This is a genomic window from Bacteroidia bacterium (assembly GCA_016218155.1).
Taxonomy (GTDB): Bacteria; Bacteroidota; Bacteroidia; order Bacteroidales; family GWA2-32-17; genus GWA2-32-17.
This window is the reverse complement of the sequence record JACREQ010000075.1, coordinates 13,313-38,762: the sequence shown is the minus strand read 5'-3', so window position 1 is coordinate 38,762 and position 25,450 is coordinate 13,313. Positions and strand designations below refer to the sequence as shown.

At 29.6% G+C, this 25,450-nt stretch carries 25 protein-coding genes; 20 read left to right on the top strand and 5 right to left on the bottom strand.

Annotation, left to right across the window (positions count from 1 at the left end; translation table 11 throughout):
• Nucleotides 1-13: 13 nt before the first annotated feature.
• The 3 genes from mazG to HY951_13765 are packed head-to-tail and all read right to left on the bottom strand — an operon-like array spanning nucleotide 14 to nucleotide 1,854.
• Complete coding sequence (mazG, locus tag HY951_13775; protein ID MBI5541130.1) at nucleotides 14-796, bottom strand: nucleoside triphosphate pyrophosphohydrolase; 783 nt, start codon at nucleotides 794-796, stop codon at nucleotides 14-16.
• A complete protein-coding gene (locus tag HY951_13770; protein MBI5541129.1) occupies nucleotides 780-1,091 on the bottom strand; it encodes an antibiotic biosynthesis monooxygenase in 312 nt (103 codons plus the stop codon). Before HY951_13770 ends, mazG begins: the two co-directional genes overlap by 17 nt.
• Nucleotides 1,081-1,854, bottom strand: a complete 774-nt coding sequence (locus HY951_13765; protein MBI5541128.1) for an SAM-dependent chlorinase/fluorinase — start codon at nucleotides 1,852-1,854, stop codon at nucleotides 1,081-1,083. Before HY951_13765 ends, HY951_13770 begins: the two co-directional genes overlap by 11 nt.
• 91 nt (nucleotides 1,855-1,945) lie before the next feature.
• On the opposite strand from HY951_13765, the gene HY951_13760 reads away from it, so the two are divergent.
• Both HY951_13760 and HY951_13755 read left to right on the top strand, forming a co-directional pair.
• The gene (locus tag HY951_13760) at nucleotides 1,946-2,896 is read left to right on the top strand and encodes a PhoH family protein (GenBank protein ID MBI5541127.1); all 951 of its coding nucleotides are present in this window, start codon (nucleotides 1,946-1,948) and stop codon (nucleotides 2,894-2,896) included.
• A gap of 6 nt (nucleotides 2,897-2,902) precedes the next feature.
• Nucleotides 2,903-3,841 carry a phosphoribosylaminoimidazolesuccinocarboxamide synthase gene (locus HY951_13755; protein MBI5541126.1) on the top strand — a complete coding sequence of 313 codons (939 nt, stop codon included), beginning with the start codon at nucleotides 2,903-2,905 and terminating at the stop codon, nucleotides 3,839-3,841.
• Between the two features lie 79 nt (nucleotides 3,842-3,920).
• On the opposite strand, the gene HY951_13750 is transcribed toward HY951_13755, so the two are convergent.
• A complete protein-coding gene (locus HY951_13750; protein ID MBI5541125.1) occupies nucleotides 3,921-5,828 on the bottom strand; it encodes a T9SS type A sorting domain-containing protein in 1,908 nt (635 codons plus the stop codon).
• 325 nt (nucleotides 5,829-6,153) lie between these two features.
• Between HY951_13750 and HY951_13745 the strand changes: the two genes are divergently transcribed.
• Complete coding sequence (locus HY951_13745) at nucleotides 6,154-7,254, top strand: acyloxyacyl hydrolase (GenBank protein MBI5541124.1); 1,101 nt, start codon at nucleotides 6,154-6,156, stop codon at nucleotides 7,252-7,254.
• A 375-nt stretch (nucleotides 7,255-7,629) separates the two neighbouring features.
• Here HY951_13745 and pyk read toward each other — a convergent pair whose 3' ends face one another.
• Nucleotides 7,630-9,063, bottom strand: a complete 1,434-nt coding sequence (gene pyk, locus HY951_13740; protein MBI5541123.1) for a pyruvate kinase — start codon at nucleotides 9,061-9,063, stop codon at nucleotides 7,630-7,632.
• 185 nt (nucleotides 9,064-9,248) lie between these two features.
• Between pyk and HY951_13735 the strand changes: the two genes are divergently transcribed.
• The 17 genes from HY951_13735 (at nucleotide 9,249) to HY951_13655 (ending at nucleotide 25,419) form a co-directional block, all read left to right on the top strand.
• Nucleotides 9,249-10,208, top strand: coding sequence for an SIMPL domain-containing protein (locus HY951_13735; GenBank protein ID MBI5541122.1), 960 nt, complete (start codon nucleotides 9,249-9,251; stop codon nucleotides 10,206-10,208).
• Nucleotides 10,209-10,219: 11 nt separating this feature from the next.
• Entirely contained in the window at nucleotides 10,220-11,152 is a 933-nt protein-coding gene (locus HY951_13730; protein ID MBI5541121.1) for a T9SS type A sorting domain-containing protein, read from the top strand.
• A gap of 165 nt (nucleotides 11,153-11,317) precedes the next feature.
• Entirely contained in the window at nucleotides 11,318-11,755 is a 438-nt protein-coding gene (tnpA, locus tag HY951_13725) for an IS200/IS605 family transposase (GenBank protein MBI5541120.1), read from the top strand.
• Between the two features lie 152 nt (nucleotides 11,756-11,907).
• Nucleotides 11,908-12,459 (top strand): DNA-3-methyladenine glycosylase I, encoded by a 552-nt coding sequence (locus tag HY951_13720; GenBank protein ID MBI5541119.1) that lies wholly within the window; start codon nucleotides 11,908-11,910, stop codon nucleotides 12,457-12,459.
• A gap of 78 nt (nucleotides 12,460-12,537) precedes the next feature.
• Entirely contained in the window at nucleotides 12,538-13,833 is a 1,296-nt protein-coding gene (locus HY951_13715; GenBank protein MBI5541118.1) for an oligosaccharide flippase family protein, read from the top strand.
• The gene (locus HY951_13710) at nucleotides 13,817-14,731 is read left to right on the top strand and encodes a GNAT family N-acetyltransferase (GenBank protein MBI5541117.1); all 915 of its coding nucleotides are present in this window, start codon (nucleotides 13,817-13,819) and stop codon (nucleotides 14,729-14,731) included. Before HY951_13715 ends, HY951_13710 begins: the two co-directional genes overlap by 17 nt.
• 77 nt (nucleotides 14,732-14,808) lie before the next feature.
• Nucleotides 14,809-15,348: an acyltransferase gene (locus tag HY951_13705; GenBank protein ID MBI5541116.1), complete on the top strand. Its 540-nt coding sequence runs from the start codon at nucleotides 14,809-14,811 to the stop codon at nucleotides 15,346-15,348.
• A 5-nt stretch (nucleotides 15,349-15,353) separates the two neighbouring features.
• The gene (locus HY951_13700) at nucleotides 15,354-16,247 is read left to right on the top strand and encodes a hypothetical protein (protein ID MBI5541115.1); all 894 of its coding nucleotides are present in this window, start codon (nucleotides 15,354-15,356) and stop codon (nucleotides 16,245-16,247) included.
• Nucleotides 16,247-17,476 carry a hypothetical protein gene (locus tag HY951_13695; GenBank protein MBI5541114.1) on the top strand — a complete coding sequence of 410 codons (1,230 nt, stop codon included), beginning with the start codon at nucleotides 16,247-16,249 and terminating at the stop codon, nucleotides 17,474-17,476. Before HY951_13700 ends, HY951_13695 begins: the two co-directional genes overlap by 1 nt.
• Nucleotides 17,469-18,530, top strand: coding sequence for a glycosyltransferase (locus HY951_13690; protein ID MBI5541113.1), 1,062 nt, complete (start codon nucleotides 17,469-17,471; stop codon nucleotides 18,528-18,530). Before HY951_13695 ends, HY951_13690 begins: the two co-directional genes overlap by 8 nt.
• Before the next feature lie 22 nt (nucleotides 18,531-18,552).
• Complete coding sequence (locus HY951_13685; protein MBI5541112.1) at nucleotides 18,553-19,326, top strand: class I SAM-dependent methyltransferase; 774 nt, start codon at nucleotides 18,553-18,555, stop codon at nucleotides 19,324-19,326.
• A 15-nt stretch (nucleotides 19,327-19,341) separates the two neighbouring features.
• Nucleotides 19,342-20,556 carry a glycosyltransferase family 4 protein gene (locus tag HY951_13680; GenBank protein ID MBI5541111.1) on the top strand — a complete coding sequence of 405 codons (1,215 nt, stop codon included), beginning with the start codon at nucleotides 19,342-19,344 and terminating at the stop codon, nucleotides 20,554-20,556.
• 61 nt (nucleotides 20,557-20,617) lie between these two features.
• Entirely contained in the window at nucleotides 20,618-21,766 is a 1,149-nt protein-coding gene (gene wecB / locus HY951_13675; GenBank protein ID MBI5541110.1) for a UDP-N-acetylglucosamine 2-epimerase (non-hydrolyzing), read from the top strand.
• Nucleotides 21,766-22,980: an O-antigen ligase family protein gene (locus HY951_13670; GenBank protein ID MBI5541109.1), complete on the top strand. Its 1,215-nt coding sequence runs from the start codon at nucleotides 21,766-21,768 to the stop codon at nucleotides 22,978-22,980. The genes wecB and HY951_13670 overlap by 1 nt, the downstream gene beginning before the upstream one ends.
• Before the next feature lie 37 nt (nucleotides 22,981-23,017).
• Complete coding sequence (locus HY951_13665; GenBank protein MBI5541108.1) at nucleotides 23,018-24,235, top strand: DegT/DnrJ/EryC1/StrS aminotransferase family protein; 1,218 nt, start codon at nucleotides 23,018-23,020, stop codon at nucleotides 24,233-24,235.
• On the top strand, nucleotides 24,235-24,825 hold the full coding sequence (locus HY951_13660; GenBank protein ID MBI5541107.1) for a sugar transferase: 591 nt from the start codon (nucleotides 24,235-24,237) through the stop codon (nucleotides 24,823-24,825). Before HY951_13665 ends, HY951_13660 begins: the two co-directional genes overlap by 1 nt.
• Nucleotides 24,826-25,020: 195 nt before the next feature.
• Nucleotides 25,021-25,419 (top strand): phosphatase PAP2 family protein, encoded by a 399-nt coding sequence (locus HY951_13655; GenBank protein MBI5541106.1) that lies wholly within the window; start codon nucleotides 25,021-25,023, stop codon nucleotides 25,417-25,419.
• Nucleotides 25,420-25,450: the final 31 nt, after the last annotated feature.

Sequence of the window (25,450 nt, the reverse complement as noted above, 5' to 3'; positions counted from 1 at the left end):
TGTTAATTAAGTTTTATTTGTCGTATTTCTTTGATTCTTCCCAAATTTCATTCATCTCGTCAAGTGTCATATCATGTAACGAACAACCTTTTTTTATTGTTTGTTCTTCAAGGTAGTTAAAACGATTAATAAATTTATGATTGGTACGTTCTAAAGCCATTTCGGGATCAATATCATATAGTCTTGCTGCATTTATTACAGAAAATAACAAATCACCAAATTCAAGCTCTGTTTTCTTGAAATTATCAATTTTATTTGCTTCAACAATAAGTTCATCAAGTTCTTCTTTTACTTTATCCCAAACCTGTGTTCGTTCTTCCCAGTCGAAACCAACACCTCTTACTTTTTCCTGAATTCTGCAGGCTTTAACCATTGAAGGTAATGAAACTGGAACTCCTCCTAATACTGATTTATTTCCTTCTTTTAGTTTTAAGGCTTCCCAGTTTTTTTTAACTTCTTCATCATCTGCAACTACAACATCGCTGTAAATATGAGGATGTCTAAAAATAAGTTTTTCACAAATAGAATTAATTACATCATCAATATTAAATGCCTTTTGTTCATCTGCAATTTTAGCATAAAAAACAATGTGCAATAAAATATCTCCTAATTCTTTCTTTAATTCATTTAAATCGTTTTTTGTTATTGCATCTGCTAGCTCATATGTTTCTTCAATAGTAAGTCTTCGAAGACTTTCAAGTGTTTGTTTTTTATCCCATGGACATTTTTCTCTAAGCTCGTCCATTATAGCTAGCAACTTATTAAAAGGACTTAAATCATCATACTTCTTCATCATATGGGGAATTAAAAACATTTTCTACAGTCCATGCAATTGGCTCTTTAACACACAATGTTCTTACTGTTCTTGTAACCTCTTTAAATAATTCAGTCTTTTTATATTTTTTTAAATGCTTTTCTGTAGCCCAGATAGTATAAGAGAAAAACATAAGTTCATTGTCTTTATCACAAAAAATATCGTGATGCAAACAACCGTCCTGTTTAAGTTTTTCTTCTTTCAAATTATCCATAAAGTGTTCGAAAAGCTCAATTTTAGTCTCATTGAGCTCCATTTTTACAATTCTAAGTATCATAAAATTGAATTCTAATATTTGATTTTATTTCAAGTTGAATGAGATTCGCAATTGATGCATTATTCATCGCTATTTCTAATAATCCTATAGAGTTAAATAATGCAATAAATTCGTTGTCGTTATTTTCGTTGTATGTTTTGTTAATTTTTGAGATATGATAATTGGTATTTCCAAGAATAATTTTAAATCTTCTTTCGTTACAAGTCTTTTCAAATTGCTCTTTGTTAATATTTACAATAACATTACCATAATTGTCAATATAAATAATAGTACCTGTAATTGTTGATTTTTCTATTATTGGATAAAAATTCTTAACAATCTTATATTCATTTATTGTGTTTGCAAAATCTGAAATATTTTCACCATTTAATATCTTACATGCACATTTGGCAAAAACATCCTTTTCTGGAAAAGTAGATGAATCATTGGCTAAACAATAAACTGCATCTGGTGTCTCATCTGTAAAGTGTGTAAAAAAGCCATTATCGGAGCATAAAATATAACGGTTTAGGTATTTAAAACACAGATAATTATTATCACCTTCAATTACAGTCTGAATACCAATGATGAAAATTGTACCTTCAGGAAAATCATTAAAACATGATTTTAAAATAAATGCTGCCGGAAATAAATTATGTTTTGTGATGCCATTATTTATATCTATAATATTAACATCGTTTAATTGAGAATAAATAAAACCCTTAACTGCACCTAAGTAGTAGTCATTTTGTTGCCAATCTGTTATCAATGCAATATAAGGCATGTGTTAATATTATGCTGATAAAATATTTTTATTTAGATGAACAAAACTGCTTTCTTTGCGATATTCAAAAGTAAAGAATTATTTCAAATTCATGATCGAAAAAATAATACTTCTAGACGAAGTTGACCCATTAATTTTATTTGGTGCAAATAATAATATAATCAATAAGTTAACTAAAATATTTCCGACAATAAAAATTGTTGCTCGCGGAAATGAGTTGAAACTAATTGGTTCTGAAATAGAAATTGAAGCATTAGGAGAAAGGATTTTATATCTGATTGGTTATTGCAAAAAATATAAACAGCTTCCGGATGAAGTTTTTGATTATACATTTGCTGAAGAGAATCAGGCGGTTTCTACCGAACCAATAAATTCAAATGAAGTTATTCTTACTTTTAATAGCAATGGCAAACCAATTCGTGCATTTACACCAAACCAGAAAGTTTTGGTTGAATCTTGTAATCAAAATGACTTGGTTTTTGTAACTGGTCCTGCTGGTTCTGGAAAAACGTATTGTGCAATTGCACTTGCAGTAAGAGCACTTAAAAACAAAGAAGTTAAAAGAATTATTCTTAGTCGTCCGGCTGTTGAGGCAGGTGAGAATCTTGGTTATTTACCAGGTGATTTAAAAGAAAAACTCGATCCGTATCTTCAGCCATTGTATGATGCTTTACGGGATATGATTCCTGCAAAAAAGCTTAAAGAATATTTTGAAGAAAACGTTATTGAAATAGCACCACTTGCTTTTATGCGTGGTAGAACTTTAGATAATGCATTTGTTATTTTAGACGAAGCACAGAATTCTACATTAATGCAGTTAAAAATGTTTTTAACCAGAATGGGGCGGAGTGCTAAATTTATTGTAACCGGCGACCTTACTCAGGTTGATTTACCCAGAAGAAACGAATCGGGATTATTTTATGCAATAGATATTTTAAAAAATATTGAAGGAATTTCTTCAATTGTTTTTGATGAACGTGATATTGTTCGTCATAAACTTGTTAAGTCTATTGTTAAAGCATTTGAAGACAAACAAAAATAAATAAATATGGATACACTAAAAGGAACAAACTACCAGTTTCCAAAACAGAAAAGCCACTATGTTGGTAAAGTAAGAGATGTTTATAACATAAACGATGAATTATTGGTTATGGTTGTCTCTGATAGAATTTCTGCATTTGATGTTGTTCTACCAAAAGGAATTCCTTATAAGGGACAAGTATTGAATCAGATAGCTGCAAAATTTCTTGATGCAACTTCGGATATTGTTCCAAATTGGAAGATTGCTTTACCAGATCCAAATGTAACTGTTGGCGTTATGTGTGAAACCTATCCTGTAGAAATGATTGTTCGTGGATACCTTACCGGAAGCAGTTGGCGTACATACAAGTCTGGAAAACGCGAGATTTGTGGTGTTACAATACCAGATGGAATGAAAGAACATGAACGTTTTCCACAACCAATAATTACTCCTACTACAAAAGCCAGCGAAGGTCATGACGAAGATATTTCACGAGAGGAAATTATTTCAAGCGGTTTAATTCCTGAGGAAGAATATAAAATGCTCGAAAAATATGCAATGGAATTGTTTTTAAGAGGAACTGAAATAGCAAAGAAACAGGGGCTTATTTTAGTTGATACAAAATATGAATTCGGAAAAAAAGCTGGAAAAATTTATTTGATTGATGAGATTCATACTCCTGATTCATCACGTTATTTTTATTCTGAAGGGTATGAAGAACGTCAGGCAAAAGGAGAACAACAAAAGCAATTGTCAAAAGAATTTGTTCGCGAATGGTTAATGGATAACGGTTTTCAGGGACATGAAGGACAAAAAGTTCCCGAAATGACAGATGATTTTGTTAAACAGGTTTCTGATAGATATATTGAATTATACGAAAAAATTACCGGTGAAAAATTTGTTAAGGCTGAACTTTCAAGTTTAAATCAAAGAATTGAGAATAATGTTATTAATTATTTGAAATAGTAAATACTTATTAAAAATAAAAAAAAGAGCTTCCCTTTAAGAGAGGCTCTTTTTTTATAACAAATTATAAGAATCTTTCCTACTGAATAATGAATTTTTTAACAGCAGTTTGGTTATTATCATAAATTGATAATACGTATATCCCAGACTTAAAATCTGTAACATTAAAATCAGTATTAATTAATCCTTTATCTAGAAATAAGTTTTTTGTATTTATTTTTTCTCCAAGTAAGTTTAATATTTCTATTGTATAATCTCCGGAAGCTGATATTTCAAATTCAGCAAATATCTTTTTATCTGAATTAAAAACTGTTTTAATATTTAATTCAGTTAAAGATGGTTTACAGTTTATATTTTTAAGAGGGAATATTTCAGTTTTTCCATCATAGTCTGTTTGAGACAGCCGGTAATATGAGTTCCCTTCTAATGGGTTATAATCAATCCAACTGTAGTGTGTTATATCATTTGAGTTTCCTGCACCATCTACTTCTGTTATTTTTTGAAATATTCTGCCATCTTCAGATCTTTCAACTGTAAAAAAATCATTATTTGTTTCAGAACTTGTTTCCCATACTAGTTGATTTTTTCCTTCAAAACAATTTGCAGAAAAATTAATAATATTTACTGGTAAAGGAATTGAAACAGGACAAAAGTATTGCTGATTGGCAAGTAGTCCTGTTGAACCTGTAAACCCCCACCAAACATTAGGATTGCCTCCAAATACATTATTTACAAAATCATAAGTGCGTGAAATTCTTAAACTTCCATCAACGTAAACGCTTAATAGGTTTGGTGCTGCAGGATTCCATGTTACTCGAAGTGTATGTAATAAACCGTCAGCTAATAAACCATCTAATGGGTCGGCTTGAACAGGTCCGGCTAAAGGTGCTCCAGGGCCTTGCATATCACCATCAATTTCAATAGCAGTATGGTCAACTGACATATCGTAATTATGAGTAGGGAAGTCATTGTCATATGTGTCAAATTCAACAACAACTGCATTAGGTATTCCTCCGGCACCCAACTGACCACCGGTTGAGCCACACTGACTAATTCCTTGAGGTGAGTTCTGAAATACAAAAGCACATCCATCTGCTCCACCAGCTGTTGCACCAAAATACATTTGAACTGAGTAATCAAAAGCACTTGCAAACGATATTTTATTTCTATTCCATGCACATCCGTTTTGTGTTGATGCTGCTGAAGTAAGCTGTACACAATTTGGACCGGCAGTAGGATAATTAATTGCACTATTATACAGGCAATAATATTGATTTGTTGATGTTCCCGTTGTAAAGCTCCATGTTGTAGATCCCACTGCAGAACCAAGAGCATTTATTGATACAACTTTCCAGTAATAAGTAGTGTTGTCGGAAAGTGCATTTGGAATAGCGTAAGAAGTTGTTGTAAGATTTGAAATAAAAGGTGGAGTTGCAGATGTTCCAAAATAAAAATCATAAGAAGTTGCAGCATTACAGCCTGAATTAGCAGGAGCTGTCCAGAAAAAATCAAGACTGCATGAATTAATATTTATTGAGCCATTTGATGGAGTAGGATTTGTAGTTATACCGGGAACTGAAGGTGTACAACAATTAATGGCTAAAGTATATGCACCAGTATTTGATGAATAACCACTTACAAAAATATAATATGTAACGCCAACTGTGGTATTGAAACTGACTTCGGATTGTAAGCTGCAGAAATCATCATTTCCATCAACACAAATATAAGATGCACATGTTCCTGAGAATATATGTAATTTTGTGTCATATGAACTTCCACATAAACTTGCAGTTACTGAATTTCCGGTTCCAATAAATTTATACCATACTCCCGGTCCATCAACCGATGTACCACAAGAACCTGTAGGATCATTCGTAGTTGTTGCGCCAACAGTAGTTCCGGAATAGGAATTTCCACATGTTACTGTAATTGCTCCTGAGCATTGATCGTTTACTTGTGCTTTTGCAAAAAACGTCGTGAACATCAAAAAAAACATTAAAAATTGTTTCATTTTTATAAAATTATTGTGTTAATAAAAGTGCTATACGTCCATATCTAAACCGTTTTAGGTGTAAGAGCATAAAAAATACCTAAAATGTTTAGGTAACTAGCACTAATATAATAACTTTACTAATATCTAAATCGATTAAGTTATATTTTTACTAACTTTTTCAAAATATTGTTAATAAGTTGGTTGAACTATTTAATCTAAATCTGTTCAGATCTACTTTTTTTGAGGCAAAATATTTTTCGTTTTTTTTCAAATAATAAAAACTCTTAAATGTATTTTTGTTGAATATTTTAAAAAAGTGAGGAAATCTACAATAATTATATTTTTTATTTTTCTTGTTTGTACAGCCTTTGGTCAGGAAATATTTACAAAAAGAATTTCATATAATATAAATTATAGGTATGGATTTATTATTCCTCATCGTTCTTCAATGGTATATTTAATTGAGGATCACGTAAGATCATGGGATCTTTCAATCTCGGTTAAAACAAAAGGAGAAAAACCATGGCAGGTTTTATATAGAACACCTGATTTAGGTATAGGTTGTTATAGGGCAAATTTAGGCAATTCTAAATATTTAGGTACAGCAACAGCAGCATTTTTGTTTATAAAAATTCCTATTGTTAAAAAGAAAAATTTTAATTTATCATATTCAATGGGAGAGGGGCTTGCATTTTTGTCAAATCCATTTAATAAAGAAGATAATATATATAATGTTGCAATTGGTTCTCATGCAAATGCTTTTATTGATTTAGGGTTGTTTTCGGAAATGCAAATATTGAAAAATCTGCAAATTGTTACAGGTTTCCATTTTACTCATTATTCAAATGGAGCATGGCGAAAACCAAATCTGGGGTTTAATATTCCTTCATTAAAAGCTGGATTAAAATTTACATTAAGCAATTCAACTGAGATTGATAAAACCAAGATTAAAGAGTTAAAAGCTTCTTTTGTAAGAAAAAATGAATATAGTATAACATTATCCAAAGGTGTTCGTGAAAATCCTCCACCAAATGGTAAGAAGTTTTATACAACAACTGTTAGTATTAATGCCGAACGACTTTTTAATCTAAAAAGAAAATTCGGATCAGGCTTGGATGTATTTTACGATCCTTCTTTAGAATCGAGAATAGTAAGTGATAGCATTGTTTTTAAGCCATTATATAATTTCAGGTCCGGTTTGCATTTGTCTTATGATTTAATGTTTAATCGAATTTCATTTACTATGCAGGCTGGTGCTTATTTCTTTACTAAGGCTTATGATGACGGATTTGTATATAGTAGATTGGGTTTACGTGTAAAAGTATGGAAAAATATTACTGCATCTCTAACTTTAAAAACACATTTTGTTAAGGCTGATGTCATTGAATGGGGAATAGGATATAGTTTTTATAAATAAAAAAAACGGGTAATTAACAAGGAGTGGTTGGAAGAAATTCCGACCACTTTTTTTATGTCTTATTGAAGAATAAATCAGGGTTTCCTCCACATTTAAGAACAAATAATGCAATTACTAAATTTCTAATAACAAATAAATTATATGCTTGTTTAATTTTAATGCACCTTTACTCACAGTCATCCTGAGGTTCTCGAAGGATTTGCCCACAAACTCTCACACATGTTTCGAGAGCCTCAACATGACCCCATTTTGAATAAGATATAATTTACTTTGTTATAAAAACAAAAATGGCCGCAAGAAAAAACTTCCGACCACTCCCGGTAATTAACCCGTTCCTGTTACTTGTAATATGTATATTGTTATTTTACTATATGCTTATGCTTTAACATAGCTAAGCTTTACCATATTTGTTCTGCCTTTTTCATGTAAAGGTGTACTTGCCGCATGAACAACTATATCTTCATTCTTTATGAATCCTTTCTCAACTAAAGTCAGAATTGAATAATCAATAGCATTATCAATACTATTAAAATGATCTGTATAGAAAACAGTAACACCCCACACAAGTGAAAGTTTTGAAACAAGTTCTTTATTACTGGTAAATACAATTACTCTTGCTTTTGGTCTGTGTGCAGCAATTTGAAATGCAGTATAACCAGAGTAACTAAATGTAATAATTGCTTTTGCTTTTGACTGTTCTGCTAAACGGCATGCTGTATGACAAATTGAATCTGAAAGAAATGTACGCGACATTTCCTTTGGAGCATGATCTCTGTTAAAACGGTACGCTGCATCTTCAGTATAATGAATAATACTTTCCATTGCCTGAATAGTTCCTACAGGAAATTTACCTACTGAAGTTTCACCACTTAACATTAAACAATCAGCACCATCTAAAACAGCATTAGCACAGTCTGTAGCTTCTGCTCTTGTTGGTCTGAAAGCAGTTACCATACTTTCGAGCATTTGTGTTGCAATAATTACAGGTTTAGATTGTTCTATACATTTTTTTACTATTTCTTTCTGAATTAAAGGAACTCTGTCAAAAGCAACTTCAACGCCTAAATCACCTCTTGCAATCATTATAGCATCTGTCATATCTATAATGTTATCTATTTCTGCAATTGCTTCAGGCTTTTCTATTTTAGCAATAACTAAAGCATGCTTTTTCTTTTTTCTTATGATTTCTTTAATCTCAACAATATCTGTAACTGTTCTTACAAATGATAATGCAACCCAATCAACATTATGCTCTAATGCAAAATCCAGATCTTTCAAGTCTTTTTCAGTAAGACACGGAAGTGAAACTTTAGTATTAGGTAAATTTACACCTTTATGCGAAGAAAGAATTCCTCCGTTTATAACAACAGTCTCAACAGTATCTTTGCGGTTTGTATTTGTTACGCGAAGTTTAATTTTTCCATCATCTATAAGTATCTCATCATTAACCGCAACATCCTTTGGGAACTCTTCATAAGTAAGATATGCCTTTTCTTTAGTTCCAAGGCAATCAATGGTAACAATATTAAAAGATTGACCATCATCTAGCATTACACCATTATTTTCCATGTCGCCAACGCGAAGTTTCGGACCTTGTAAATCTGCAAGTATTGCAACATTAGAATGAATTTCAGAATTTATTTCACGGATAGTATTCATTACTTTCAAATGTTCTACATGTTTTCCGTGAGAAAAGTTTAAACGACATACGTCAAGACCATTTATAATCATTTCTTTAAGTACATCTTTTGGCGAAGATGCAGGTCCCATTGTTGCAATAATCTTTGTTCTTGATAAAGTCGGTTTCATAGTATTTAATATTAATATTTGGCTAAAATATAAAATTAAAGTCGAAAGGCAAACAAGGTAAAAGTCAAAAGTTAAAAGTTAAAAGTTAATGGTTTGACAGTTATAATTTTGATAAATCAAATTTGTTTTTTTGCAAAGCATAAAAAAAAAACATAATTTGCAGTCAAAACCAAATATTTAATACTATGAAAAAAATAACTTTTACATTTATTTTATTTGCATTAATTGCTTCGCCAATACTTTGCTTAAGTCAGGCTGCAGGAAACTGGTATTTTAACCAGAAAAAATCCGGAAATATTAGCAATTTTGATGATGGTTTAATTAATAATAATGCAAATGAAGCTGCTTATTATCGTCAGTCTCAGCAACAGGCATATTATCCATCTTACTCATCAAATGATACTTCTTTTACTGTTGATGCAAAAGTTATGATGAATGTTAAAGCAGATGAGTATGTTATTATTTTTGCTACATCTCAAGTAGGAGAGACCATTGAAAATTGCCATGATGTAATTAATAAAAGAATTGAAGCATTCGTAGCAAGCTTACTTCCTTTAAATGTTAAAAAGGAAGATATATATGTTGATTTTATTTCACAATTTCCAATATTTGAAGTTGAAGTTGAGAAAAAACTTTTTAGTAAGACATATAATGAAGTACCCAAAGGTTTTGAAGTTCGTAAAAATATTCATCTTAGGTATAAAGATTCTAAAATTGTGGAGCAAATGCTTATTAAAGCATCACAAAATGAAATTTACGACATAGTTAAAGTTGATTATGTTATTAATAATTCTCAGGCAGTTTATGATTCCATAAGAGCTACTTGTGTTAGAATAATTAATGAAAAAGCAAAAGAATACAAAAAACTTGGTGTTAAATTCGATTCAAAATATCAGACTGTTAATGATAATATTTCCAGTACTTATCCTTTGGACAGATATTCTACTTTTTCTGAATTTGTGAAATACACCGGAGATCAAACAAAGCCAGGAAGTAAATCGTTACCACGCTCAAATGTTCCTGCACTTTATTACGATAAAAAAGCTTATTCAGGTTATGATTTAGTAATAAATCCAGCAGTTATCGAACCTGTTGTGCAATTTACTTGCAATTTAACTGTGAAGTTTGTTTTGAAAAAACAGTAAAGTACATAATCATGAAAAATAAATTTATTTATGCTCTGATTATTTTTGCTTTTTATAGTGCCAATTGTTTTTCTCAATATGGAGGTAGTTTAGTATTTTATTCAAATATTGATTTTGAAAGTACGTTAGATACCAATTTGAAAATTATTTTTAATAATGACACTAATGACCTTTGGCAAATTGGAAGACCTAATAAATCTTTTGCAAATTCTTCATATACCCTTCCAAATGCTATAATTACCGATACTATATCTCCTTTTATAGGTCAAAATGATTCATGGTTTGATATTAAAATTAATACCCATCTTTGGATGGGGCAAGCAATGCAACTTGATTTTTTACATAAGTATGAGAATGACAGTTTACATTCAAAATGTTTTGTTGAAATAAGTTATGATCAAGGATTTTCGTGGTTAAATGTTATTGAAAATCAGAATGTTGGAATGGGGCAGATTTATTATGATAATTTATATTCATCAAATGACACTTCCGAATTTGGAGTAGCTGGTTTTTCAGGTAATTGTAATGATTGGCAATTTAGTAGTGTTTATTGGATTTGGGAAGCCTCTGCAAAAAATATTTGTGATACTGTTATAGTTAGGTTTCATTTTATTAGCGATTCTCTTGCTACTACTGGTGGCGGTTGGGTTATTGATAATATTCATATTCTCGGATTTATTAATGCTTGGAGTATTCCAAAGAATTTTGAAAACTCAGATATTGTTATTTACCCAAATCCAATAGTTGATCAGGCAGTTATTGAATTCAAAAATCCTATAAAAAAGCTGTTTATATATGATAGAGTTGGGCGAATGGTTTTATCAGAAGATATTTGTAATGATTATTTTATAATAAAGAAAGAGGAACTCGGAAGTGGTGTGTTTGTAATAAAATTATTAAATAATAATGGAAAAGAGAGTACGAAAACAATTGTTATTGAATAATGTTATAAATTGTCTTTGCAATTAAAAGATTTGGAAAGGCAAAAATGTTAATAAATTGACCTTTAGGTCATGTAGTAGTTTAATAATAAAAAATAATATTTATTTGCCATGACCTTCAGGTCGTGGCAAATAAAAAAATAAATCCGGCTTTAGCCAAAAGAAGTTATGCCATACACTAAAGTAATGATACATTTTATTTGGGCAACAAAGTACAGAATGCCGATAATTTCAAAAGAATTAAAGCCATTACTTTTATCACATATAAAGGAAAATAGTAAAGTCAAAGAAATTTTTATCGATACTATAAATTGTGTTGATAACCATATTCACATGCTTATTTCATTAGGTACTGAGCAAACTATTGCAAAAATTGCTATGCTAATAAAGGGAGAATCTTCATTTTGGGTAAATAAGCAAAAAATAATTAAGCAGAAATTTGAATGGCAAGATGAATATATTGCTTTATCTGTAAGCGAATCAGCTATTGATATTGTTAGGAAATATATTTTGAATCAAGAAGAACATCATAAAAAGAAAACATTTTCTGAAGAATATGATGAGTTTTTGGAAATAAATGGATTAAGCAAAAGCAATTTTGGCTAAAGCCAATTAGCTTTTATTTTTTTTAATCCCCGACCTGAAGGTCGGGGCAAAATAATGGAATGATAAATTTGCAATGACCTTTAGGTCGTGGCAAATGAAAAATATAAATCTGGCTTTAGCCGAAATAAATTATGATAAATAATAAAGAAAATATCATCCGTTGTCCCTGGTGTTTAAAAGATGAACTTTATATAAAGTATCACGATGAGGAATGGGGAAATCCTGTACATGATGATAAAAAACATTTTGAATTTTTAATTCTTGAAACTTTTCAGGCCGGGCTTAGCTGGCATACTATTTTAAAGAAACGAGAGAATTTTCGAAATGCTTTTGATGGGTTTGATGTTATAAAGGTAAGTAAGTACAATGAAAATAAGATAGAGTCATTGCTGCAAGATGCCGGAATAATTAGATACAGACTTAAAATTGAATCTGCTATTGCAAATGCAAAGGCATTTATAGCTGTACAAAAAGAATTTGGAACATTTGATAAATATATTTGGAATTTTGTTAATAATATGCCAATAAAAAATAAGTTGAAATCAATGTCAGAAATTCCTGCAAAAACAGAATTATCTGATAAAGTTAGTGCAGATATGAAAAAGCGTGGATTTAAATTTGTTGGTTCAACAACTATATATGCGCATTTACAGGCTATTGGTGTTGTTAATGATCATTTAGTTAATTGTTTTAGATTTAAGTAATTTATTTCTAGTATTTATATAAGAGTAAATAATTCGTTGATTAAAAAATAAAGCTAAATTTGCTAACTTTTTTTAATAATGAGTTTTAGCAAATATTTTAATCCTGTTAAGTCAGAGTTTATTAAAAATACTCTGACATTAATGAGCGGTACTACTATAGCTCAAGCCATTAACTTTCTTTTATCTCCATTACTTACAAGAATATATTCTCCTGCAGATTTTGGATTACTTGCTACATTTATGGCTATTACCAATATTGTAGGAAGTGTAAGTTGTTTGCGATATGAAATGGCTATTATGCTTCCAAAAAAGGAAAGTGATTCGACAAATATTATAGCATTATCACTTCTAGTGAATATATTCTTTGTTATACTAAGTTTGATAGCTGTTGTGTTGTTTTTTATAATTACTAAAGGTTCAATAATTAATAATTTGTCAGAAAATATTTTTTATTTAATTCCATTATCAATTTTATTAATGGGTGGAATTCAAATATTTAACTTTTGGTCGTTTCGACTTAAAACATTTAAGCAAAATGCTTTAGCAAGAATAGGAAATTCAACAGGAAATATTTCTATTGGTTTAGTTTTAGGTTTTTTAATGAATGGGGGTGGTGCTGGCTTAATCATTGCTTATGTTGGTTCAATGGTAATAAACATTTTGTTTTTAATGTATAAACCATTTAAAAGCCTTGGATATTATATAAAGCAGGTGAGTAAAACAGATATTAAAACTGTTGCAAAAACAAATAAAAAATTTCCAATAATAAATACTCCCCATACTTTAATCGGTGCATTTAAGGATAGTGGAATTGTGTTTTTAATAAAAGATTTATTTAGCCAATCAGTACTTGGTAGTTATTCTTTTGCATACAGGGTTTTAAGCATTCCTACAAGTATAATAAGTTCGTCAATTTCGCAAGTGTTTTTTCAAAAAGCCACACAATTAAATCATGAAAATAAACCATTAAAGCCTCTGTTAATTAGTATTTATAAGACTTCTGCTTTTGTTGGTTTTCCTATATTCTTAATATTGTTTTTTATAGCACCAGGCTTATTTGCATTTGTGTTTTCTGAAGAATACAGGCAGGCAGGTGAAATTGCAAAATATCTTTTACCATGGATATTTATAAACTTTGTTGCTTCTTCTGCTTCTGCACTTCCATTGATATATAACAAATTGTTTGTACCAATGTTGTTTTCAATTAGTGATATTATTTTGCAAGTTGTTTCTATTATTATTGGTTGGTATTTTAATAGTTTTGCCTTGGCATTTATATTAATGGGAATTCTTTGTTTTTTGAATACTTCAGTAAGTTTTGTTTGGTTATTCTCAATTATAAATAAAGCAGAAAAAAATGAAAAAGAAGAATAATACACTTTTTCATACACCTGATTTTATTTCGCTTATTGCGAAAGAATATAATAATGCTGAAATTATTGGTTGGATAGTTGATGAAATTAAAATATATGGTATTGTAACAAAATATAAAATATTCTCACAACTTTATATACTTCCTTTTGGATTGTACATTCCTGAATTGTCTACAGATTCTTTTAATAATTTTATTAAAGTAATTGAGTCTGAATTAACAAATTATGATTATATAATAATAAATAATTCGCCATTTAGTAAGAAATCTTTTTCTGAATATTTTGATTCCAAATTATTTAAATTTAATAATAACCATTGTTATATTTTAGAATTAGATAAGCCATTAGTAGATATTGTTAAAAGTTTTAGCGATACACGTCAAAAGCATATTAAAAGAATAATTAAGAAGAATGCTTTAAATATTTTTCAAACAAATGAAAAAATATATTTCGAGAAATATATTGAATTATATAAAGATACTTTAGCAAGGTGGGGTGAGTCGACTCCTGCATATTCATTTGAGTTAATTGAAAGTTTGCATAAGGTTGATAATATTAAGCTTTGGGTAGCAGAATATGAAGGGAAAATGCTTTCAGGTATGATATGTTTTTATGGCGAAAATACTGTGTTTGATTGGTTAGCAGCAACAATAATAAATGATGAATTTAAAAAATTATATCCTGCTATTGCTGTTCAGTATGCTGTAATTGAACATGCACATAATCAAGGATTATCATGTGTAAATATGGGTGCTTGTGATAATCTTGACGGAGTAAAGGATTTTAAGCTTTCATGGAATGTTAAGGAGTTGACATATCAAACACTTGTTTACCAGACAAAAACATTTAAAGCTTTAAAAAAAATACAACACAATATTTCAAAATTAAAAGGAATTTAAATATTAATTGTAATTTGCAACTTTGTTAAGAATAGATGAAAAGTTTCATAGTTAAAATACTAAAAAAGAGTTTCTTCATGCAAAGGTTACTAATGCATTATAACTCTTATAGAAATCTTAAATATATTTATAAAAAATTTCAGTATGTAACTTTTGGAAGAGGTGTTGAAATTATAAACCGCACAAATTTAGTTTTAGGAAAAAATGTTTCTTTTCAAGATAGAGTAATGCTTCATTGTGGAGGTGTTGATTGGTGCGATTTTAAAGGTGGAATTGAAATTGGTGATAATTCAGTTATTTCTCCAAATTGTATTTTCTGGGGATGTGGTTCTAAAATTACTATAGGTAAAAATTTTGATTGTGGCCCTGGAGTTAAAATATTTGCTTCAAGAACAAAATATGAAGAATTAACAAAATATCCCGAAATTAATAAACATGTTTTTGAAGATGTAATTATTGGGGATAATGTTATATTGTATACAAATGTAGTAATTGGGCCAGGTGTTAAAATAGGTGATGGAGCTGTAGTTGGTGCAAATAGTATGGTTTTATCTAATGTTGAACCATATACTTTAGTTGCTGGATCACCTGCTAAATTTATAAAAAATAGAATTTAGTCCTCATGAAAATCATTGTTACCGGCTTACCTTATTTTGGTAGAAAAATATCTGCTCTTCTAAAAAATGCAGATGCTGGTAATAATTATATTTTTCTGAATACTTATTACAGTAATTACGATAGACTTCGTTTTCTTTGGCACATTTTAACAGCTAAAACAGTTTATTCAATAAATGGAGCAACAGGTAAAAGTTTTGTTCTTAGTTTAGCTATTAAGTTTAAAAAACGTGTGGTTTTTCATTGGGTAGGCTCTGATTTAGAGCTGGCCAGAGTTGCTATAAATAATAATACTGCTGAAAAAAGATTTATTGATTTTCCTGTTCATTTAACCGATTCACCATGGTATGTAACCGATTTAAAAGAAATAGGAATAAATGCAAAATATCTTCCGCTATTGTCTGTAGATAAAGCTCCTGATTCAGTTTCTTTTCCGACTGAATTTAACGTACTTGCTTATATTCCTCAGGATAATCAGGAGTTTTATGGAATATTATCAATCATTGAATTGGCAAAAGTATTTCCTGAAATTAATTTTAATATTACTGGATCAAGCGAATATTCTGTTGAGTTACCAACAAATATAAAATTGCTTGGTTGGATTAAAGATATGAAACCGGTTTTTGAAAATACAGTTGTTTCAATTCGTTTTCCAAAGCATGACGGGCTTTCATTTTTTGTGCTTGAATCTTTGCTTTATAGTAGGTATGTTATTTATAATTATCCAATTGATAATTCTATTTTAGCTAAGAATATTGAAGAAATTAAGTCTGGTTTGACTGAACTTTTAGAAAAATTCAAAGCAGGTAAATTAGAGTTAAATATTAAGGGAAGAGAGTTTGTAATACGTGAGTTTTCACAAGGGAACATTAATAAACTTGCAAAAATATTAACAAAGTAATGAAAGCTGATAGTAAAATTCATGTTATTTTGTTATCGGTTTACTTTCCGCCAATACTTTCGGTTGCAAGTAACAGAATGATTGCTTTTGCAAAATATCTGGATAAAGAAAAATATAATGTGTCAGTTGTTACACTTTATTCTGATGGCTCTGAAAATGTTGAATTACCAGATAATGTTAAAGTGTATTATGTTAAGAATAGCCAGTTTTTAAAACTAGCAACCTTTAAAAAACATAGTTCATATCTGGTTCATAAGCTAAAGGCATTATGGAATAAAATAATAATTTCATTGAATATTCCTGAATATTCATCCTGGCAAAAAGGAGCATTAAAAAAGTTAAAAGATATTATTGAACCCGATTCAGAAACTATTATTATAGCAAGTTTTCCTGTAGAAGAACCTCTTGAAGTTGCAATTAAAATTAAAACCGAATTTCCTAAGGTTAAATTCATCGCCGACTTACGTGATGCATTATCCACAAACCCTTTTGTTAATGAACAAATTAGAAATAGGTATGATAATCTGGAAAAAAGAGTAATAAATTCTGCCGATATAATAACCACAGTCTCCGAGCCAATAATAGAAGATCTTAAGATTAAATTAACAAATAACAAAATTGTTTTTTCTGAAATCAGAAATGGCTTTGATTTTTTGCCCGGCAACATTAATAAAGTAAATGATAAATTCACAATTACTTATGCGGGAACTTTTTATGCAGATAGAAATCCAACACATTTCTTTAATGCTTTAATAAGTTTAATTGAAACTAAACAAATTGAGATACCTGTTGTAAATTTCTTAGGCGTAAGCGGTGGAATAATAATTCCTAAAGCACTGAAAGAAATAGTTAATTGTTTTGAAAGAGTTGAATATGAGCAAATAATTCCAAAGCTTAAATCTTCTGATGCTTTACTTCTAATTCAGCCGGGGAATGGGTTTAAGGGACTATTTTCTGGTAAGATATTTGATTATCTTGGTGCTATGCGACCAATTATTGCAGCAATAGATAAAACTGATGTTGCTGCTAAATTAATTTTTGATTGTAATGCAGGTTTTGTGGCTTCATTTGATAACGAAAAAGAAATTTCCGATGCGATATTATCTGCATATAAACTGTGGAAAAATAATGAGAGCCTTAAGTTTAATGAAGAATTAATACTTGAACATCATCGAAGCAAGCAGGTACAAAAGTTAAATCAACTTATTTTATCTTTGTTTCATGAATAAGCCAAGATATCTTTTGTTTGGAAATGCAGAAAGTGTTCACATGCTTAAATGGGCTAAGGAATTGGTAAAACATTACGATGTGTTTATTCTTTCACCTCTTGGTGTTCATACTGATATTTTAAAAATTATTCCAGAAACTAATATTGTAACATTAAACTTAAAGTTAAATCCGGATGGAGGAAATGTCGCTTTATTAAAAAAACTTTTTCTTTTTAAACGACTCATAAAACAAATAAATCCTGCAATAGTGAATGCTCATTATATTACCAGTCATGGATTTATTGCAGCAATAATTAAAAGTTTATTAGGAGTTAATTATGTATTAGTTCAATCAGCATGGGGAACAGATATTTTAGTAACACCTAACAGAAGTTTTTTGTATAAATTTATTACAAAATATTCTTTAAATAAAGCAAATGTAATAACTTCAGATTCAGAATATATGTCTGATGTTATAAAAAAGCTTTCTAAAACTAAATGCATTACTTTTCCCTTTGGATTGGATTATTTACCAGAGGTTAAAATTGAAGAAAAGGATATTAATTTGTGTTTTTCAAATCGTGCATTGACCGAAAATTATAATATAGATAATGTTATTTATGCTTTTGCAACAATGGTATTTAAGAATGAAAAGCTTAAATTAATTATTGCAAATGATGGTTCAATGCGTAATGAATTAATTGAGATTACTAAAAATATTGGATTAAGCGATAGAATAGAATTTAAAGGATTTTTGTCTGCTTCGCAACAAATTGAAATATATAAAAAATCTACTTATTATTTTTCTTTACCTACATCAGATTCTACTTCAGTTTCTTTGTTGGAAGCTATGGCATATGGATGTATTCCAATATTATCTGATTTGCCGGCAAACCGTGAATGGGTTGTGAATGGAAAAAATGGTGTGATTTTTACAACAAAAGAAGATTTTATAAATCATATACCTGATAAGTTGAAAGCATTTAATGAGAATAGAATTATTATTTCTAAACGAGCAATTTTTTGTGATTCAATTTTAAAGTTTGTCGAAGTGGTTATGTCTGAATTGCAATAAGTTTAGGCGAGGTTTTTAAAATATGAAAAATTATCAAGACGTAATAAACGAGAGATTTGACACTGAAATAGACAATAATAATTCTATTTATTCTCCAATTCATCCAATTGGTAAATATGTTAGAAAAAAAATGTTTGGTGGATTAAATGTTTTTTTTAATGAATATAAAATTAAATATGGTGAATTAAGTAATAAAAAATTATTAGATATTGGTTGTGGTGATGGTGGGATGATTGAATATTTTTTAACAATAGGTTTCTTCCCAGATAAAATTATGGGAATTGATTTATCTTCAAATAGAATTAATAAAGCACAAAAAAGGAATAAAGATGTTCAATACACTTTGGCTGATATAACAACTCTCAATTTAAATGAAAGAAAATTTAATTTAATTACTTCTTTTGATTTATTTTCGCATTTAACAACAAAGGAACAAATAATTAAAGGGCTTTCAAATGTTTATAATCATTTGGAAGATGATGGGTTGTTTTTGTGGTATGATATATATTCTAAGGATCATTTTTTGCCTGCTAAAGATGCCGACTCATGGGGATTTAATAAGGAACAGATGATTTATTTATCAATTGAATTAGGATTTGAAATAGTGTACTATAAAACTTTCTTTAAAAACTTTTTTAACAGATATCATTCAATTTATCAAGTTAAAAGATTATCTCCGGGAATTGTGAATATATTAGAAGCAATTTTGCCCGGAATGCCTGGAAATATTATGCTGGTTTTTAAAAAGAAAAATGTAGAAAAAGAAATTCATTATATAACAAATAAAAATAATTAGCTACATATTTATAGAATGAAAATCCTTTTACTTACTCAATATTATCCTCCCGAGATTGGTGCTCCTCAAAACCGATTATCGGAACTTGCAATAAGGTTAAAGCAAATGGGTGATGAGATTGTTGTATTAACAGCATTACCTAATTATCCTCATCAGGAAATTTATGAGGGTTACAAGGGTAAATGTAAAGTAAAAGAAATAATTGAAGGTATAGAAGTTCATCGTACATGGATATTTGTCAGGAAAAGCAGTTCAATATTTTTAAGGTTGTTAAATTATTTTTCATTTGTATGGAGTTCATTCTGGTATGGTTGGTTTAGATTAGGAAAGTTTGATTTGATTATTTGTGAATCTCCACCTTTGTTTTTAGGTATTTCAGCTTGGTTACTTAAAAAATTAAAGGGGAGTAAATTACTTTTTAATGTATCCGATCTGTGGCCTGAAAGTGCTGAGAAATTGGGTTTGGTAACAAATCGCATGTTTCTCAAATTATCTGGCAGTTTAGAACGATTTATGTACAAGCATTCTGAACTTATTAGCGGACAAACACAGGGAATTGTAAAAAGTATTTCTGATCGTTTTCCAAAAAAGAAAATATTCTGGTTACGCAACGGAGTAAATACAAATTTCTTTGATCCATTAAAGGAATATGAAGATATAAGGATAAGATTAGGAATTGGTAAAGATAAATTTGTAATCTTTTATGGAGGTATTATAGGGCATGCACAAGGGTTGGAAGTTATTTTAAAAGCTGCATCATTTTTAAAAGAAACTAATGTGTTATTTGTTTTGGCAGGCGAAGGACCAGTAAAAGAAGAGTTGATGAAAATGAAAGAAAACCTGAATCTTTCAAATGTGCTTTTAATTCCTGCGTTTAAAAAACAGGAAATGCCTGCTGTTATTAAGTCAATTGATGCATCTGTTATTCCGCTTAAAAAACTAGATTTATTTTTAGGTGCTATTCCATCTAAAATATTCGAAAGTTTAAACATGAAAAAGCCAATAATACTAGGTGTTGATGGCGAAGCGCGTGAATTATTTATAAATACCGGCAAGTGTGGACTTTATTTTGAGCCTGAAAATGAAAAAGACCTTGCTGAGAAAATAACTCTTTTATATAATGATAAGCAGCTTTATTATAATCTTGCCGAAAATGCGTATGATTATGTTTTTAAGAATTTTAATCGTGATATAATTGCAAAAGAATTTAAAGAGTTTTTAACTAATTAAATTAATAAAATGAATTAGTTTTGATGTTTGAAAGTTAGTAATTGTAACATTATAAAATAAAATGCTTAAGATTCTAAATATTATAGGTGCCCGTCCTCAGATTATTAAAGCTGCTGCTATAAGTAGGGCAATTAAAAATCATTTTTCTGATAAGATAGAAGATATTATTGTTCATACCGGTCAGCATTATGATGAAAATATGTCTGAAGTTTTTTTTACTGAAATGGGAATCCCCAAGCCAAAATATAATTTAAATGTTGGAAGTGCATCACACGGAGTTCAGACAGCTGAAATGATAAAGGGAATTGAGAGTATTATATTTTCAGAAAAGCCAAATGTAGTTTTGGTTTATGGTGATACAAACAGCACTCTAGCTGCTGCTGTTGCTGCTGCAAAATTACATATACCGGTTGCTCATGTGGAGGCAGGATTGCGCTCATTTAATAAAAGTATGCCAGAGGAAATTAATAGAATCACATGTGATCATGCCTCAACATTATTGTTTTCTCCAACCGAAACCGGAATTAGTAATTTAGAACGAGAAGGATTTAAAATAAATGCTGAAAAGCCTTATAATATTGATAATCCTGGCGTATTTCATTGTGGAGATGTAATGTATGATAATAGCATATATTTTTCAGAAATATCAGCAAATAAGTCTAATGTTATTGAGAAATATAAATTAGAGAAAAATAATTTTGTTTTAGCAACAATTCATCGTGATAATAACACTGATAATCCTGTTCGTCTAAAACAAATTTTCGAAGCGATAATAAAGATTAGTAAAGATTATTCTATTCCTTTCTTTATCCCATTGCACCCTAGAACTTCAAATATTCTTAAGAAAAATATTGGAGATGAGTTGTACAATCTAATAATTAGCAATAAGGATATTATTTTGGCGCCGCCTGTTTCATTCTTTGATATGATACAGTTGGAATCGAATGCAAAACTTGTGTTTACTGATTCTGGCGGAGTTCAGAAAGAAGCGTATTTCTTTAAAAAACCCTGCATTATTTTACGTTCGGAGACTGAATGGGTGGAAATTGTTAAAAATGGAAATGCAATTATTTGCGATGCCGATTTTAATAAAATAATGGATGCGTGGAAATTGTTCAACTCTAAACAGAATATGGAATATCTTCAAATATTTGGTGATAGTAAAGCATCTGAATTTATTTGTGAAAAACTAGTTGAAACCTTTGAGTAATGTATAAAACAATTACAAATAATTTACTTTTTTATAGCAGTTTACTAGTTGCTTTTCTAATGCCATTGTCGCATAAAATTACTGTTTATGCTATAATGTTATTTGTTTTATCGTGGTTGTTATCCGGACAATGGCTGCATAATGCAAAATTTGCAATTAAGAATTCAGTATTTATTATTTTAGTTACTTTCTTTTTACTGCATTTAATTGGTTTGCTATATTCTTCAAATATGCATGCGGGCTGGTTTGATATAGAGGTAAAGCTTACAATGATTTTATTTCCCTTAGTGTTTTTTCTATCAGATTTCTTGAATGAACAAAAACGTAAATCAGTATTATTAACATTTGTTACCGGAACAACACTTGCAATGTTTGTTTGTATTGGTGCTGCTTTTTATGAATATTTTGTGAATAATGTAAATAATTTCTTTTACATGAAATTGTCAGTTTTTCATCATCCTACTTATTTTGCAATGTATATATGCTTTTCATTAGCTATTATTTTGAAATATTTATTCTATAATGAATCTGAAATTAGTAATTTTTTAAAGTCATTATTTGTCGTTTTAATATTATTATTTGGAGTATTTATTTATATGCTTTCTTCTAAGGCTGGTATAATAATATTCTTTATTACATTAGCTGCAATGTCGCTTCCGGCTTTATTTAATAAGAGTAAAAGATTATTTGCGTCTATTGTTTTATTTTTTGCAGTTTTTCAAATTTGGTTTTCGTTAACTCAGAATATGCGTTTTGAAACAGTTTCAAAATCAGTTGCAACTGCCGAGCAAAATGTTACAACAGCCGAGAGTAATGGCGTTAGAGTATTGATATATGAAGCAGCTATTTATATTATTAAATCAAATTATGCAATAGGAGTTGGTACAGGAGATATTAAGGATGAATTATTATTGGAATATAAAGTCCTTAATATGAAAGGGGCTTTTGATAATAAATTAAATGCACATAGTCAGTTTTTAGAAACTTTTATTGGACAGGGAATAGCAGGAATTTCATTGTTATTATTATTGTTTCTAATTCCATTTATTAATTCAATTAAAACAAAAAATTGGTTATTAATGACATTTGTTTTTATTGTTGCATTAAATTTCTTAACTGAGTCAATGTTAAATACTCAAGCAGGAGTTGTGTTTTTTGCATTTTTTTATAGTTTCTTTGTAGCATCTAAAGGCAGTAAATTATTAAATGCTTAACTTTTTTAAAAAATAGAACAATAAACTTTTAATTAAAATGATACCATTTTCACCACCAAGAATAGATCAGAAAATAATTGATGAAGTTGTTGATACTTTAAAATCAGGTTGGATAACAACTGGTCCTAAAACTAAATTATTTGAGAAAAAAGTAACCGAATATTGTGGCTGTAAAAATACTATAGCATTAAATTCAGCTACCGCAGGATTAGAATTAGTTCTTCGCTGGTATGGAGTAGGCGAGGGCGACGAAGTAATAGTTCCTGCTTATACATATTGTGCTTCAGCAAATGTTATTGTTCATTGTGGAGCAACACCTGTAATGGTTGACATAGATCCTAATGATTTTTCTATTTCTGTTGCTTCAATTAAAAAAGCAATTACTTCAAAAACAAAAGTAATTATTCCTGTTGATATGGCCGGGCTTACCTGTGATTATGAAGCCATATATAATTTGGTAAACATACCGGAAGTTAAAAGTTTATTTGTTGCTAAAAATGATGAGCAAAAGAAACTTGGTCGTATTCTTATTATGGCTGATGCTGCACATTCTTTTGGTGCATTTTATAAAAATAAAAATACCGGTGTATTAGCTGATATTACAGTGTTCTCATTTCATGCAATTAAAAATCTAACAACTGCCGAAGGAGGTTCAATTTGCCTGAACTTGCCTGATAGCTTTGATTGTGATGCATTATATAAATATTTTAGTATTATGATTTTGCATGGCCAAAGTAAAGATGCATTTTCTAAGCTTCAAAAAGGTGCATGGCGTTATGATGTGATTGATGCAGGTTATAAAGCTAATATGACAGATATTCTGGCATCCATTGGATTAATTGAAATTGATAGGTATAAAACTGATACTTTAGTAAAACGCAAATATATTTTTGATTGTTACACCAATGCATTTTCAAAAATGAGTTGGGCACAACTTCCGGTTTACGAAGATGAAAACAGAATTTCTTCTTATCATGTTTATTTGTTAAGAATAAAAAATATTACAGAACAACAACGTGATGCAATAATTCAAAGAATATTTGATAAAGATGTTTCTGTAAACGTACATTTTCAGCCATTACCAATGCTTAGCGCTTATAAAAACAGAGGATTTAAGATGGCAGATTATCCTGTAGCGTTTGATAATTACAGTCGAGAAATTTCTCTGCCTGTTTATTATGATTTAACTGATGAAATGATTGAAACCGTTATTAAAGCTGTAAAAGATTCTGTATTTGAAGAAATTGGAATTTAATGTTAAAAAGATTTACTGACATATTTTTATCTTTGTTAGCAATATTGGTTTTATTGCCAATTATGTTTGTTATTTCATTAATTATAAACTTTGAAAGCAGGGGTGGTTTTTTCTATTTTCAGAAACGTGTAGGGAAAAATAGTCGCGATTTTAAATTAATGAAATTCCGTACAATGTTTGTGGGGTCTGATAAAAAAGGTCTTATCACTGTCGGAACAAATGACAAAAGAATCACCGGATTTGGAAAGTTTCTTCGTAAATTTAAATTAGATGAATTGCCACAATTGTTTAATATTTTATTGGGCGATATGAGTATTGTTGGTCCGCGTCCGGAAGTAAGGAAATATGTTAATCTTTATAACAAAGAACAATTACATGTTTTGTCTGTACGTCCAGGACTTACAGATTATGCCTCGATTGAGTATATTGAGGAAAATAAAATATTGGCAGAATCTGATGATGCAGAAAAAATGTATGTAGAAAAAATTATGCCACATAAACTGGAATTGAATTTAAAATACATTAATAATCAAAGTTTTTTTACTGATTTTAAAATTATATTTAAAACAGCTTTTAAAATATTTTCATAGATGAGAATTATTTTATTCTTTATATTGTTATTATTCTCATTTAATTGCTTCTCACAGAATGCAGATATTGAATTATTGCGCGATATTAATTTAAACAGAAATAAAAATCTCGATGGTGGTTTCCAGCTTATTTCTAATACAACAGGTATAGTTAGTTTTGGAGTTCCTGCTGTTGTTTTGGGAACTGGTTTAATCATGAATGATAGTACAATTAAACATAAAGGATTATTGTTAGGAACTTCTCTTGTTTTAACTTCTGGAATTACTGTAATAATGAAGTATTCAATAAACCGTGAACGCCCTTTTAAAACATATCCTGACATCGAAAAAATGTCTTCTGCCGGGAGTAAATCATTTCCATCGGGACATACATCAGAGGCATTTTCAACGGCAACTTCATTGAGTTTGGCATATCCTAAGTGGTATGTTATAGCACCATCATATTTGTGGGCATCTTCAGTAGGTTATTCGCGAGTGCACCTTGGAGTCCATTATCCAAGCGATGTTGCAGTAGGTGCATTAGTAGGTGCAGGCTCTGCTTTTCTTTGTTATAAAGCTCAAAAATGGTTAAATAAAAAGAGAAGTATTAAATAAGTTTTGATTATGCTACAGAGTAGCATAATGT